Origin of the sequence: Pseudomonas lactis (assembly GCF_001439845.1) — a bacterium.
GTDB lineage: Bacteria > Pseudomonadota > Gammaproteobacteria > Pseudomonadales > Pseudomonadaceae > Aquipseudomonas > Aquipseudomonas lactis.
Genome location: NZ_JYLO01000004.1, coordinates 19,102 through 33,408 on the forward strand (window position 1 = coordinate 19,102; position 14,307 = coordinate 33,408).

The following is a 14,307-nucleotide window of genomic DNA, read 5'->3' on the forward strand; positions in this document are numbered from 1 at the left end:
GGGCGCGCCAGCTGGGCTATTATCCGGACTTCGACACTTTATCCATCAAATCGGACAACCCATGGCCTGGCTTGCCGCTACCGCGTCTTTCAACCCCGATGCCTTCGCAGCGCCCGTGATCGGCATCGCGGCGGTGCTGGGCAATCACGATTCGGGCCTGCATGTGCACCAGCGCGGGCAACTGCTGTTCACCCAGCAAGGGTGCACGCGCATCACCCTGGACAATCAACTGTGCCTGTTGCCACCCACCCGCGCAGCCTGGATCCCCGGCGGCCTGCCCCATCGTGCGGTGATGCAGCAGGCGGTGGATTATCGGTCGGTGTATGTGAGTGCGGCCCTGGCCGAGCAGTTGCCGGCCCAGGTGCGGGTGATCCAAGTGAGTGCCTTGCTCAGGGCAGTGCTGGAACCCATGGCCCTGGCGCCGTTCGAGACTGATTGGCAGGCGGGTCGCTATGCCCATTTGCTCGGACTGTGCCTGGATGAAATCCGCCACGCGGCGGCGCAACCCTTGCTGTTGCCGTTGCCACGGGACAAGCGCCTGGCGCCGCTGCTGGCCCAGCTTGACCGCTTGCCCCCCACGCTGCAGGACCTGGAACAGCACATTGGCGCCAGCACCAAGACCATCGGCCGGATTTTCCTCAAGGAAACCGGCCTGGGGTATCAGCAATGGCGCCAACAGTGGCGTCTGATGCGCATGATCGAACTGCTTGCCATCGGGCGCAGCCTGGGCTACTGCGCCTTTGAACTGGGCTTTGCCAGCGACAGTGCACTGATCGCCTTTTTCAAAGGCATGACCGGCACCACGCCGCGAAACTATTTCAAAGCCAACTGACGGGCTTACTTGGGCATCTTGCGAAAGCCCACCGCCAGGCGGTTCCAGCTGTTGATGGTGGCGATGGCGACGCTCAGGTCCACTTGTTCCTGGGGGCTGAATTGGGCGGCCAGTGCGTCGAAGTCTTCATCCGGGGCGTGGGTCTGGCTGAGCAGGGTCAGGCTTTCGGCCCAGGCCAGGGCAGCGCGCTCGCGCGGGGTGAAGAACGGGGTTTCACGCCAGGCCGACACGGTGTACAGGCGGCGCTCGGTTTCGCCGCCTTTGCGGGCATCGGCGGTGTGCATGTCCAGGCAGAACGCGCAGCCATTGATCTGCGAGACGCGCAGGCGCACCAGTTCCAGCAGTGGCAGTTCGATGGAGAGTTTGCCGACTGCCGCTTCCAGGGCGAGCATGGCTTTCATGGCGTCTGGGGAAGCGGTGTAGAAATCGGTACGGGTTTGCATGGTGAAACTCCAGAACGTTGGGATAGGTGCGCAGAGTAGTCAGCGCAGCGTTCTGGAGAAATAGCCAATCCGGGCGAAGAACAGGTGACCAATCTACAGGCCGCGGTTCCTCAGCCATTGGATGAAGCCCTTCTTGACCGGTACCACGGGCGCGTCTTCGGTCAGGGCCTGGGCGGCATGGCGGCGGAAGTCCAGCAGCGCCTTCATGGCTTCGCCGATATCATGCCGGGCGTCCAGGCACGGCTTGAGGTATTCATTTTCGATGCGGTAGAGCGTGCAGTAGGTCTTGGCCGAGAAATCCGCCAGCGCCGCCTGGTCGGAGAGAATGCCGGACTCACCGATCACCTCCCCCGGGCCCATGCGCCCGGCCTCGAACGTGTGCCCGTCCTTGATCAAGAGCACCGAGACCACGCCGGATTCGACAATGAACAGATGATCGCTGACCTCCCCCGCCGCCAGGATCATCTCACCGGCGCGGTAGGTGTGCAGGGTCATGTTCTGGCTGAAGGTGTCTTTTTCTTCCTGGCGCAAGGTGGAGAAGATCGTCGAGCGCTCCAGCAAGGCGCGGGCGCCAGACACCGCAGGCGGCGTGCTGCCTTCGGTGGCGGACAACAGGCCCACGCCCGCCGCCTGCAAATGCCGGTAGGCCAGGTCGTAAAGCTGGTTGCGGGTTTCGCGCTTGAGGCCCATGGCCGGCACAAAGCCGCTGATCTCATACTCCACGCCACTGCCGGTGGACGCCTTGAACGCGACGCTGGGCGCCGGTTGGGCCAGCAACGGCCGGCAGCCCTGCATCGCACGTTCCAGCGCTTCGATCACGGTTTGCGGGCGCGCATGTGGGCTCACTTGCAGGCTGACCGCCAAGCCGAACATGTCTGCCGGGCGCGAGAAGTTGATGATCTTGGCCTTGGCCGCCAGGGAGTTGGGGATCACCGCCAGGCTGCCCTGGGAGGTTTGCAGGCGCGTGGCGCGCCAGTCGATGTCGGTGACGCGGCCTTCGGTGCCGTCGATGGAGATCCAGTCATCGATCTGGTAAGGCTTGGTGGTATTGAGGACGATCCCGGAAAACACATCGCTCAGGGTGCTTTGCAAGGCCAGGCCGACGATGATCGCCACGGCGCCGGAGGTGGCCAGCACGCCCTTGACCGGCAGGTCGAGCACGTAGGCCATGGCGGCGATGATCGCGATGAGGAAAATCACCGCGCCCAGCAGGTCCTGCAACAAGCGCCCGGTATGGCCGACCCGCTGCATCATCACTGCGCCGAGCAACACCGTGAGGGTGCGGGCGGCGAACAACCACCAGCCGATCTGCAGCGCCGTGGCGGCCAGATGCAAGGTGGTGTCATCGGCATAGGGCGCCGCTTGCATGGGGTTCATGCCGTCGTTGAACAGCACGGCGCTGAACACCGCGAAAATCACCAGCCGTGCCGCGAGTTTCCAGTTGGCCAGGTTGGGAGAAATAAGGCGCCACACGGCGATGTCGATCAGGATCAACGCCACGGCGCACAGCATCGGGTGATCAGCGATAAATGAGGGCATCCAGGCGACTCCAGGGCGAATGCCGAGAAGATCGCATGAAATCAGAACCCTGGAAACAAAATGTAGGAGCTGGCTTGCCTGCGATGCAAACACCGCGGTGTATCAGCTACACCAGGGTGATGCTATCGCAGGCAAGCCAGCTCCCACAGGAGGTTGCGGTGAACCGTCAGGCGTGCATTTGCCCGAACTGGCCCGACTGAAAGTCGGCAAACGCCTGGTGAATCTCCTGCTCGGTGTTCATCACGAACGGACCGTGGCCGACGATGGGCTCGTCAATCGGCTCGCCACTGAGCAACAGCACCTTGGCGTCCTCGTTGGACTCCAGGGTCAGTTGCTTACCGTCGCGCTCGAACAGCGCCAATTGCCCCTGGCGTGCGACTTCTTCGCCATTGATCAACAACGTGCCGCTGAGCACCACCAAGGCGGTGTTACGCCCGGCGTGCAGGTCCAGCGTGACCGCTTTACCGGCGTTGAGGCGCAAGTCCCACACGTCTATAGGCGTGAAGGTGCGGGCCGGACCTTGAGTGCCGGCAAATTGCCCGGCGATCAGGCGCAGGTGGCCGGCGTCGTTCGCCAGTGGCAGCACCGGAATGTCGCCATCGACGATGGTCTGGTAACCGGCATCCGCCATTTTGTCCTTGGCCGGCAGGTTGACCCACAGTTGCACCATCTCCAGTGCGCCGCCGCGACGGGCGAAGTCTTGGGAGTGAAACTCCTCGTGCAGGATACCTTTGGCTGCGGTCATCCATTGCACATCGCCCGGGCCGATTTTGCCGCCGGCACCGGTGGAATCGCGGTGCTCGACTTCGCCGTCGTAGACGATGGTCACGGTTTCAAAACCGCGATGCGGGTGCTGGCCGACGCCACGGCGCTGTTCGGTAGGCGTGAATTCAGCGGGGCCGGCGTGATCCAGCAACAGGAATGGGCTGATGTGCTTGCCCATGGTGTCGTAGGAAAACAACGTGCGTACCGGGAAGCCATCGCCGACCCAGTGGGCGCGGGGGCTGGTGTAGATACCAATCAGCTTTTTCATGGTGTACCTCCAAAGTGAGTACACCTTAAATCGTCTCACCCTTGAACACTAGCCGGCAAAAATGGCCCTGATCGTTCTACATATAGAACGATGCTTTAACCTGTGGGAGCTGGCTTGCCTGCGATAGCGGCCCGCCAGCCTGCGACTATCTACCTGACACCCCAACGATCCTACTGTGTGCGGGCTTGCTCGCGAAGGCGGCCTGGCAGTCAACACAGTTGGACCGGGTACATATCCGTTATTTAGGTAACAGCCACTTAGGGTTCCGCCCTGACGGCGGCTCACTTTGCAAAAGCGGCAAAGTAAGCAAAACGCTCTGGCCCCACCACTCGGCACCTCGCTTAGGCTCGGTGTGCCCGTAATCCGCCAGTGATTTGGGGGGCCGCCGCCACGCGCCATCCATGGCGCGGGGCGGCTAAACCGGCATCCCTGCCGGTTTACCCCCCAAATCCCTGTCGAATTCCGGCCAGCGTGGTTTGACGGGGCGCTTGAGATCAAAAGCAGATCAAGATCAAGATCGGCTCGCTTCGCATCGTGGTTACCGTTGGCCGCTAAAACCTACAAAAATGTGTAGATGGTTCGGTTGACTCATCAGTGACTGACCCTCCGCTTTCGGAACAAGCCCACAGGAGATCTGCGCATAGCTGACGGGGATTATCTGGGGACTGGATTAATTTATATTTCAACCATAATATAAGTAAAAAATTACGCCCGTAATTTTTTGCACAATGGTTTCCGGAGTTCGCCATGCCCCCTCTCCCCCTGCGTCTTCTCACACCCCTGGCCCTGTTGATGTTCCTCAATGGCTGCAACAGCAAGGCCGATACCGCTCAGGTACCAGTGCCGCGTCCGGTACTCGCCGCCAAGGTCGAAGCCGCCGGCACCCAGCAAAGCGCTTATACCGGCGTGGTGGCAGCACGCACTGAAAGCAACCTGGGCTTTCGGGTCAGCGGCAAGGTGATCGAGCGCAAGGTCGACCCCGGCCAGCATGTCTCCCGTGGCGACACCCTGTTGGTACTGGACATCGGCGACTTCGAACTGGCGCTGCGTTCGGCCAAGAACCGCGTCAACGCAGCCGAGGCGCAACTGCGCCAGCGCCGTGACGATGAAAACCGTTACCAGCGCCTGGCCAGTACCGGCGCGGTGTCGCGGCAGATCTTCGACCAGTCGGCCACCAACCTGCGCGTCGCCCAGGCCGAACTGGCCGCGGCGCAATCGGATGCCAGCCAGATCGAAAACCGTCGCACGTATTCGGTGCTCAAGGCCGATGGCGACGGCATCATCACCGATGTGCTGGCCGATCGCGGACAGGTGGTGGCCGAAGGGCAAATCGTCGCGCGCCTGGCCCATGACGGTGCCCGTGAAGCCATCGTCAACCTGCCGGAGAACCGGCGTGACCTGGCCGCGCAAAAAGCCTTGGCATTCCCCTTCGGCGCACCCGACCAGGCCGTGACCGCCACCCTGCGCGAGCTGTCCGCCAGCGCCGACCCGGTCACCCGCACCTACCGGGCACGTTATGTGCTGCAGGGTTCGGTCGAGCGTTTCGCCCTCGGTTCCACCATCACCGTGCGCCTGCAAGGCAACGGCCAGCCTCTGCATACCCGCGTGCCCATTGGCGCCTTGCAGGATGCGGGGCAAGGCACGGGCGTCTGGCTGATTGGCGATGACCAAAAGATCAGCTTCGCCCCGGTGAAAGTTGCCAGCCTCGGCCAGGAAGACGCCTTGCTCGACAGCGGCGTAACACCCGGCCAAACCATCGTCGCCCTCGGCGCTCACCTGTTGCACAGCGGCGACACGGTGCGCTTGCTGCCCGCCCAGGCGCTGGCCCTCAACCGTCAGCAGGATCAATGAGTATGCGCGGGATCAACCTCTCCGAACTGGCCGTCAAACACCGCGCCGTCACCCTGTTTTTGCTGATTGCGATCCTCGTCGCCGGGGTCTTCGCATTCAGCAAGCTGGGCCGCGCCGAAGACCCTTCGTTTACCGTCAAGGTCATGACCATCACCGCCGCCTGGCCCGGCGCCACCGCCCAGGAAATGCAGGAACAAGTCGCCGACCGCCTAGAAAAACGCCTGCAAGAGCTGGACTACTACGACCGCGTCGAGACCATCGCCCAGCCGGGCTTTGTGTCGATGCGCATGACCTTCCTCGAATCCACCCGCCCGAGCGAGATCCAGGCGCTGTTCTACCAGACGCGCAAAAAGCTCAGCGACGAAGCCGCGCAATTGCCCAAGGGCGTGATCGGGCCGTTTTTCAACGATGAATATTCCGATGTGTACTTTGCGTTGTACGCCCTGGAAGCCGAACACCTGCCCCACCGCCAGCAGGTGCAAATGGCCGAACAATTGCGCCAGGGCCTGCTCAACCTGCCCGGGGTGAAGAAGGTCAATATCCTCGGCGAACAGGCCCAGCGTGTGTTTGTGGAGTTTTCCTATGAGCGCCTGGCGACCCTGGGCATCAAGCCCGAACAGATCTTCGCCGCCCTCGCCGCACAAAACGCCGTGGCGCCCTCAGGCTTCGTCGAAACCGCGGGTGCCCGCGCCTATATCCGCATCGACGGCGCGTTCGACAGCCTGGCCTTGATCGAGAACGTGCCCCTGCAAGTCAATGGCCGCGTATTGCGCATCGCCGATGTAGCCACCGTGAGCCGGGGTTATGAAGACCCGCCCAGTTACAGCATCCGCCACCAGGGCGACCCGGCGCTGATGCTGGGCGTGATCATGGAGAAGCACTGGAACGGTCTGGAACTGGACAAGAGTCTGCAAGCCGAAGAAGCGCGGATCCAGGCCGACCTGCCCCTGGGCGTGAACTTCGCCAAGGTGTCCGACCAGGCGAAGAACATCAGCCTGGCGGTCAATGAATTCATGCTCAAATTCTTCGTCGCCCTGGCGGTGGTGATGCTGATCAGCCTGTTGGCCCTGGGCTTTCGCGTGGGGCTGGTGGTGGCGGCCGCCGTGCCGCTGACTCTGTCGATCGTGTTCGTGATCATGCTGGTCACGGGCCGTGAATTCGACCGGGTCACCCTCGGCGCGCTGATCATCTCCCTGGGCTTGCTGGTGGACGACGCCATCATCGCCATCGAGATGATGGTGGTGAAACTTGAAGAAGGGTTTGACCGCATTCACGCGGCGACCTATGCCTGGAGTTCAACCGCCGCGCCCATGCTCACCGGTACGCTGGTGACCATCATTGGCTTTTTGCCGGTGGGGTTTGCGCGCTCCGGTGCTGGCGAGTACGCCGGCAATATCTTCTGGATTGTCGGGTTCGCATTGATTTCGTCGTGGCTGGTCGCGGTGGTGTTCACGCCTTACCTGGGCGTAAAGATGCTACCGCAGATCAAGCCAGTGCCCGGCGGGCATGATGCGATTTATGCCGGGCGCTACTACCAGAAACTGCGCCGCCTGGTAGAGGCCTGCGTGCGTGGGCGCTGGCTGGTAACTGGGCTGGTGGTGGCCGCGTTTGTGCTGTGTGGCCTGGGTATGGCGGTGGTGAAGAAACAGTTCTTCCCCGACTCGGACCGCTCGGAGCTGATTCTGGAAGTGTATATGCCGCCCGGCAGCGCGTTCAAAAGCACCGAGGCCGTAGCGGCTCAGGTGGAGAAGGCGCTGTTGCAGGAACCCCAAACGAGCATGGTCGACACCTATGTGGGCGGCGGCGCACCGCGGTTTTTCCTGTCGTTGAACCCTGAAATGCCGGACCCGGCGTTCGCCAAGTTGATCGTGCAAACGCCGGATTCCCATGCCCGCGACGCACTGAAACTGCGGATGCGTGAGCGCATTGCGGCAGGCGAATTCCCTTCGGCGCGGGTTCGGGTCACACAGCTCGTCTTCGGCCCGCCAGTGCCGTTCCCAGTGGTGTTCCGCGTTTCCGGGCCGGACCTGAATGTGCTGCGTGGGTTGTCTGAAGACGTGCGTCAGGTGGTAGCCGGCAACAAGCTGACCAGAGACACCTTCCTCGAATGGGGCGAACGTGCCAGCGGTTATCGCCTGGTGCTGGATCAGGATCGCTTGCGCCTGCTGGGGTTCACGCCGGACGAGGTCAAGTCCCAACTCAACGCTTTGCTCAGCGGCAACCCGATCACCGAAGTGCGCGAAGGCAACCGCACCGTGTCGGTGGTGGCCCGTGCCCAGGGCAGCCAGCGTGAAGACCTGGCCAACCTCAACAACATGACCCTGACCAACAGCGCCGGAACCTCGGTGCCATTGGCCCAGGTCGGGCATTTCCAGGCGGTAATGGAAGAGCCGATCCTCAAGCGCCGCGACCGCGCCACCACCGTGGAAGTGCGCGCCGACATCATCGACGGCGTACAACCGCCCGATGTGGAAATGGCCGTGTACAAAGACCTGCAGCCACTGATCGCCAAGCTGCCCAGCGGGTACAAAATCGACATCGGCGGCCCGGTTGAGGAAAGCGCCAAGGCCAACGTCGCCCTGGCGGCGCTGTTCCCGATCATGATCCTGCTGACCCTCACGGTGATCATGTTCCAGGTGCGCTCCTTTGGCGTGATGTTCATGGTGTTCGCTACCGCGCCTTTGGGCCTGATCGGCGCAGTGCCCACCTTGTTGTTGTTCAACCAGCCGTTCGGCTTTAACGCGATCCTGGGCCTGATTGGCATCGGCGGCATTCTGATGCGCAACACGCTGATCTTCACCGACCAGATCCGCCAGAACCAGGACCACGGCATGGCGATTCGCGAGGCCATTATCGAAGCCACGGTGCGGCGTGCCCGACCGGTGATCCTTACGGCACTGGCGGCGGCGCTGGCGTTTATTCCGTTGACGTTGTCGGTGTTCTGGTCGTCCCTGGCCTATGTGCTGATTGGCGGTGTGCTGGTGGGCACGGTGTTGACGCTGTTGTTCCTGCCGGCGCTGTGCAGCCTGGTGCTGCGCGAAAAAGCTGCTGAAACGTCCCACGTAACTGCCGGATAAGCTCTACTCCCCTCCTCTTTCAACCGCTGCAAAGTCCCTCGCCTGATCAAACAGTGCGAGGGATTGCAGATGGTGGTTTTCGTTAAAGCCCTAATGGATGGGGCTGTCTCTTGATCTCGGTGTTGGCCAACCTGGTGCTGGTGCCGATGGATCCCGAAGCGCCGAAGGTTGAGCGCGTATTTGCGGATTTCCGCACCTGCCTGAATACCTTTGATACGTGGGCCGACAGCTTTTTAAGTGGTTCGGCACTTAGTGTGGAGCAGGTATTCAAGGTGGGAGAACAGGTCGCACTGGTCGCGCCGGCTTCTTCCAAAAAAACCAGCCGCACGGTCGCTCAATGCAAAGCCCAGGGCGGGCTGACGCTGGTGCATCTGTTCGAAAGCACGCAGTTCGTGCCTATCGGCAACACGCCCGTGAGGCTGCAAGCCGTTGCACAGGACGGCAGCCCGGTAGGCGCGCCACTGCATCGGACCATTGGCCCCAGCGGCATTCTTGAAGTCAGCGACTGTAGCCGCGACCAACAGTACGAAATCACCTTTTACCCCACTGTTTCCAAGGCTCACGTTCAGGCGCTGTATGCGTCCTATGAGTCTGTGATCACCGGGCTGGAAGCGGATTTGCGCACGGCATGGGCCGAGCATTTCAAGCCTCGATGGGCAGACTTTGCCAAAGCGCCAGCCTACAAGCGTAGCGGCATTCAGGGCATTGCCTTTGCGACCGGGCTGGGCAAGGCGCTTTACAACCTGTGGGACAACATCACCGAGCTGTACGACCTGCTCGCCAACCTCAAGTCCAACAGCGAAACGTTGCTAAAATACCTGTCCCAGGCCGAGCTGGATGCACTGCTCAAGCTGGGCAAAGACACGCTGGCCAAGGGGTTGCTGGTACTCAGTGATGAGCCGCTGTTGTTTATCTACCTGTCGGCGCTGGTGGCCTGGGTACGCATGCTGCCGCCACCCGATATGTACGAACTGCTGGGTGAAATCACCGGCGAAGTGTTGATCAATCTGTTGCTGATCTGGGCTACGCGGGGCATTGGGGTACAGCTGCGCCTGGGCGCGCAGACGCTCAGTCACGTCAAATCCGGGCGGGCGCGGGCGTTGTTGGAGTTGCTGGCCGAGCAGGTGACGGGGCCTCGGCTGGAAACCCATGTCGAGGCCGCCAAGCCGGTGTTGCTGAGCAGTGCGGCGACGCCGATTAAGACGGTGCCGGCTGTGCCGTTGAAGGCGGGCGATACGCTGGTTTCGAACCCGGTGCCGATGGTGCGCGGCAAGGCCCAGCGCACGACGTTGGTCCGTCAGGAGCCTGTCGATGATGTGCCGGCTGTGGCGTCGAACCCCAAGGGTGATGCGGCGGCGTCAGCGGACAAGACCGTTACCAACGGCTGCCCGGTGTCGATGGTCACCGGCGAGGAATTGCTCACCCTCACCGACGGCGCGCTGGACGGGATTTTGCCGTTTGAGTGGACACGGCTGTATCGCACTAGCGCGGTGGAGGTCGATTGTGGGCTGGGGTTGGGTTGGAGCCATGCGCTGGCTCATCGGCTGGTGGTGTCGGGCGATTCGGTGGTGTGGACCGATCATGAGAACCGCCATACGCAGTTTCCATTGCCCAGCGACTCTCGACCCGCAATCACCAATAGCCTGGCGGAAGCGGCGATCTATTTGGGTTCGGCGCCTGACGAGTTGGTGCTGGCCCAAGCGTCACGGTTCTATCACTTTCGCGACGGTGTACTGACTGCGATCAGCGATGCGTATGACAACCGTCTACGCATTTGCCGTGATCGTTCCGGGCGGATTGAGCGGCTGGATAACGGCGCGGGTCGCTCGTTGCTGTTGCGTTATGAGCTGGATCGCATCGTTGCGGTGGACTACCAAGTACATCGTGCCAAAGGGCGAGAGCCCTACGTGTGGGAGACCGAGCAGAACCTTGTTTCCTACGCCTATGACGAAGACGGACGACTGGTTTGCGCGACCAATGCTGTCGGGGAAAGCGAGCGTTATCGCTACGACGATCAGCACGTCATTCTTGAGCGCCAACTGGCCGGTGGGGCGAGTTTCTTTTGGGCGTGGGAACGCGCTGGCAAGGCGGCGCGTTGCGTCCGGCATTGGGCGAGCTTCTCGCAGATGGACACGCGTTATGCCTGGGGCGATGACGGCCACGTCACCGTGCATAACGCCGATGGTAGCCAGGAAGTCTATGTCCATGACGACCGGGCGCGCTTGGTGCAGCGCATCGATCCGGACGGCGCTCAGCATTACAAATCTTACGATGACAAAGGCCGGCTGACCGTCGAGCAAGACCCGATGGGCGCGGTGACGGCCTATCAGTATGACGATGCCGGACGCTTGGTGGCGTTGTTTCCGGGGGATGATGAGCCGACTTCCTACGAACATGACAACGGTTTTGTTCGGGTTGTCAGGCGTGGGGAGGCGGTCTGGAAATATGAGCGCAATGTTCAGGGCGATGTCATCCGCAAGATTGACCCGGATGGCAATTCGACTGACTACAGCTATGACAAACATGGGCAATTAGTTGAGGTTTGGTATCCCGACAGCAGTTGCCAGCGGCTGGTGTGGAACGAACGCGGGCAACTGCTTGAGGAGCAATTGCCCAATGGTGGGATCAAGCGTTATCGCTATGACGATCTGGGGCGGCAAGTTGCCTGTGAGGATGAGCATGGTGCGCTGACGCAATATCACTGGGACTGCGTCGGCAGGTTGATTCGCCTTGTATTGCCAGGCGGTGGTTGTAGGGAATTCAGCTACAACCCCTACGGCAAAATCATCGCCGAACGCGACGAACTCGGCCACGTCACCCGCTACGAATACGCAGACGGCCTGCACCTGATCAGCCGCCGTATCAACGCCGACGGCACCCAGGTCAAGTACCGCTACGACAACGCCCGGCTGCTGCTCACCGAGATCGAAAACGAAGCCGGCGAAACCTACCAACTCGACTACCACCCCAACGGCCTGATCCGCCAGGAAACCGGCTTCGACGGCCAGCGCACCGCCTACGCCTACGACCTCAACGGAAACCTGCTGGAAAAGACCGAACACGGCGACGACGGCAGTCAGCTAGTGACCCGTTACGAGCGCGACCACGCCGGGCGCCTCGTACGAAAAACCCTGCCCGATAACAGCGTGGTCGACTATGCCTACGACCGCCTGGGCAACCTCCTCAGCGTCGACGACGGTAACTGGGCGTTGGCCTACGAATACGACCGCCAAAACCGCCTGACCGCCGAGCACCAAGGCTGGGGCACCCTGCGCTACGGCTACGACGCCTGCGGCCAGCTGAAAAACTTGCGCCTGCCGGACAACAACCGGGTCACCTTCAACCACGACAAAGGCGGCCACCTCGCCACCGTCGAACTCAACGGTGAAGTACTCACCTCACATCTGTTCAAGAGCGGCCGCGAACACCAGCGCCAGCAAGGCCAACTGCTCAGCCACTACCACTACGACGACCAGAGCCGCCTACACGCCCATGCGGTAACCCAACAGCAAAACCATTTTTACCAACGCCAGTACGACTACGACAAATCCGGCAACCTCACCCGCCTGCTCGACACCCGCAAAGGCGAACACCGCTACCACTACGACCCCCTCGCCCGCCTGACCCGCGCCGACCACTCCCAAGACGTACAGGAACGCTTCGGCCACAACCCCGCTGGCAACCTGCTGATGCAAGACCGCCCCGGCCCGGACATCGTCGCGGCCAACCGCCTGATGATCCAGGGCGACCGCCATTACGACTACGACGCCTTCGGCAACCTCATCCGCGAACGACGCGGCAAGGGCCAGCAACTTGTCACTGAGTACCGCTACGACTGCCAGCATCGGTTAGTCGGGGTTACAACGCCCAACGGCCAAACCGCCAGTTATCGCTATGACCCGTTTGGGCGGCGTATCAGCAAGACCGTGGACGGCAAGACTACCGAGTTTTTCTGGCAAGGCGACAAGCTGATTGCCGAACACCATGCAGAGCGCCATCGCAGCTACCTCTACGAGCCCGGCAGCTTCCGCCCATTGGCACTATTGGACGGTTTCGGCCCAAAAGAAACCAAGCCCTACCACTACCAACTCGACCACCTCGGCACCCCGCAAGAACTGACCAGCCCCGAAGGCGAAATCGTCTGGTCCGCCCACTACCGCGCCTACGGCCAGATCGCCCGGCTCGACGAGGGCAAAGTCGACAATCCACTGCGGTTTCAAGGCCAGTATTTCGATGCGGAAAGCGGCCTGCACTACAACCGCCATCGCTACTACAATCCGGATATTGGTCGTTACCTGACGCCGGATCCGGTGAGGTTGGCGGGAGGGATCAACGGGTACCAGTATGTACCCAATCCCACGGGGTGGGTGGATCAGCTAGGCCTAAATACATGCCCCGGTAGCAATGGGTGTAAGCCTACAACCTCACAAGATAATCCAATTGAGAACGCACGAGTTGATGAGGGACAACCGTCAGCACCTCAGACGGCTGGTGAGCAGAGACGAGCTAAGATAGAGGAGCTAAGTGAGGCGAATGCGAAGCGTCGAATTTTGGAATATGAAAAAAAGTACGACATGCATATGGTTGGCAAGCATGGACCAGAAGTTGAGTCATCTAAAGTGAGCCAGCGCTCAATAGATGGGAAAGATCCAATAACGGGCAAATTACCGCCCAAGAAAAAAGGGACTCCCAGCTCACAATTCAACAGTTGGAAGCTTCAACTTCAAGCATGGACCAAAGCAACATCAAGGGTTGAACGAGGACTTTCGCGCTATACCGGAATAGATGGCAACAAGAATGATATTGTCCAACTAGAACTGCCAGGTGCTGGACGTGGTTACAGACCAAACAAGACGGATCCGAACCATCCACATTTCAACCCTTCAATGAATGGTGCCGAAATGAAGTTTCGTAAAGACGGCACACCTTTTACCCTGTTCCCGATTAAGGAGTAAAAATGTTATTTCATCCATCCTCCGAGCACATCCCTTTCGACGCAAGCCTGCGCTATTTCGTAGGAATTTTTGACATCTACGACAGAGAAGAATCAAAGGGAGAAGAACTGCACGCCTACAACCCTAACAACCAGAAAGATCGAGAAGCTTTGATCCTAAGATACTGCCTGGATCCTTACAACGAATTCTCCCACCGCCACAAATATAAGCTGATGGAAAATTTGTCCTTCGCTCTAAATACTGAAAATTTTGACTTTAGCTCGTTCTTTGAAGACGACCCCGATGAGTATTCAACGATGGCCTGGGACGAAACAGAAATAGCCGACCCCCGAGGCTTCTTTGCAGACATTTATCGACTGGCCAACGAGGTCTGGAAAGACGACCTCCAAAAAGCCAGTCTCGAAGACCCTTCCACATGGTGACTTTCACATTGAATGCAGTACTCGATGTCGGAGGGGCTGACCCCAATGCGAGTCAACCAAGCAAACACAACGCTCAAATCAACAAAGATCAAATGCGGGAGCTGGCTTGCCTGCGAAAGCGGTAGTGCAGTAACACATGCAGCGACTGACACACC

General features: G+C 60.5%; 8 protein-coding genes. 5 read left to right on the forward strand and 3 right to left on the reverse strand.

The genetic code is table 11. The annotated features are described in order from the left end of the window. Window positions 1–61 precede the first annotated feature (61 nt). On the forward strand, window positions 62–832 hold the full coding sequence (locus TX24_RS07295; RefSeq protein WP_003190656.1) for an AraC family transcriptional regulator: 771 nt from the start codon (window positions 62–64) through the stop codon (window positions 830–832). 5 nt (window positions 833–837) lie between these two features. On the opposite strand, the gene TX24_RS07300 is transcribed toward TX24_RS07295, so the two are convergent. The 3 genes from TX24_RS07300 to TX24_RS07310 all read right to left on the reverse strand — a co-directional run bounded on the left by TX24_RS07300 (window position 838) and on the right by TX24_RS07310 (window position 3,847). Further along, window positions 838–1,275: a carboxymuconolactone decarboxylase family protein gene (locus TX24_RS07300; protein WP_003190655.1), complete on the reverse strand. Its 438-nt coding sequence runs from the start codon at window positions 1,273–1,275 to the stop codon at window positions 838–840. Window positions 1,276–1,368: 93 nt separating this feature from the next. Further along, entirely contained in the window at window positions 1,369–2,814 is a 1,446-nt protein-coding gene (locus TX24_RS07305) for a mechanosensitive ion channel family protein (RefSeq protein ID WP_057710024.1), read from the reverse strand. A 166-nt stretch (window positions 2,815–2,980) separates the two neighbouring features. Next, on the reverse strand, window positions 2,981–3,847 hold the full coding sequence (locus tag TX24_RS07310; protein ID WP_034135370.1) for a pirin family protein: 867 nt from the start codon (window positions 3,845–3,847) through the stop codon (window positions 2,981–2,983). Between the two features lie 747 nt (window positions 3,848–4,594). Between TX24_RS07310 and TX24_RS07315 the strand changes: the two genes are divergently transcribed. The 4 genes from TX24_RS07315 to TX24_RS07330 all read left to right on the forward strand — a co-directional run bounded on the left by TX24_RS07315 (window position 4,595) and on the right by TX24_RS07330 (window position 14,152). Next, window positions 4,595–5,698, forward strand: coding sequence for an efflux RND transporter periplasmic adaptor subunit (locus tag TX24_RS07315; RefSeq protein ID WP_057710025.1), 1,104 nt, complete (start codon window positions 4,595–4,597; stop codon window positions 5,696–5,698). Between the two features lie 2 nt (window positions 5,699–5,700). Continuing rightward, window positions 5,701–8,775, forward strand: a complete 3,075-nt coding sequence (locus TX24_RS07320) for an efflux RND transporter permease subunit (protein WP_057710026.1) — start codon at window positions 5,701–5,703, stop codon at window positions 8,773–8,775. Window positions 8,776–8,885: 110 nt separating this feature from the next. Further along, window positions 8,886–13,730 carry an RHS repeat-associated core domain-containing protein gene (locus TX24_RS07325; protein WP_082628768.1) on the forward strand — a complete coding sequence of 1,615 codons (4,845 nt, stop codon included), beginning with the start codon at window positions 8,886–8,888 and terminating at the stop codon, window positions 13,728–13,730. A 2-nt stretch (window positions 13,731–13,732) separates the two neighbouring features. Beyond that, the gene (locus tag TX24_RS07330; protein WP_003190647.1) at window positions 13,733–14,152 is read left to right on the forward strand and encodes a hypothetical protein; all 420 of its coding nucleotides are present in this window, start codon (window positions 13,733–13,735) and stop codon (window positions 14,150–14,152) included. Window positions 14,153–14,307: the final 155 nt, after the last annotated feature.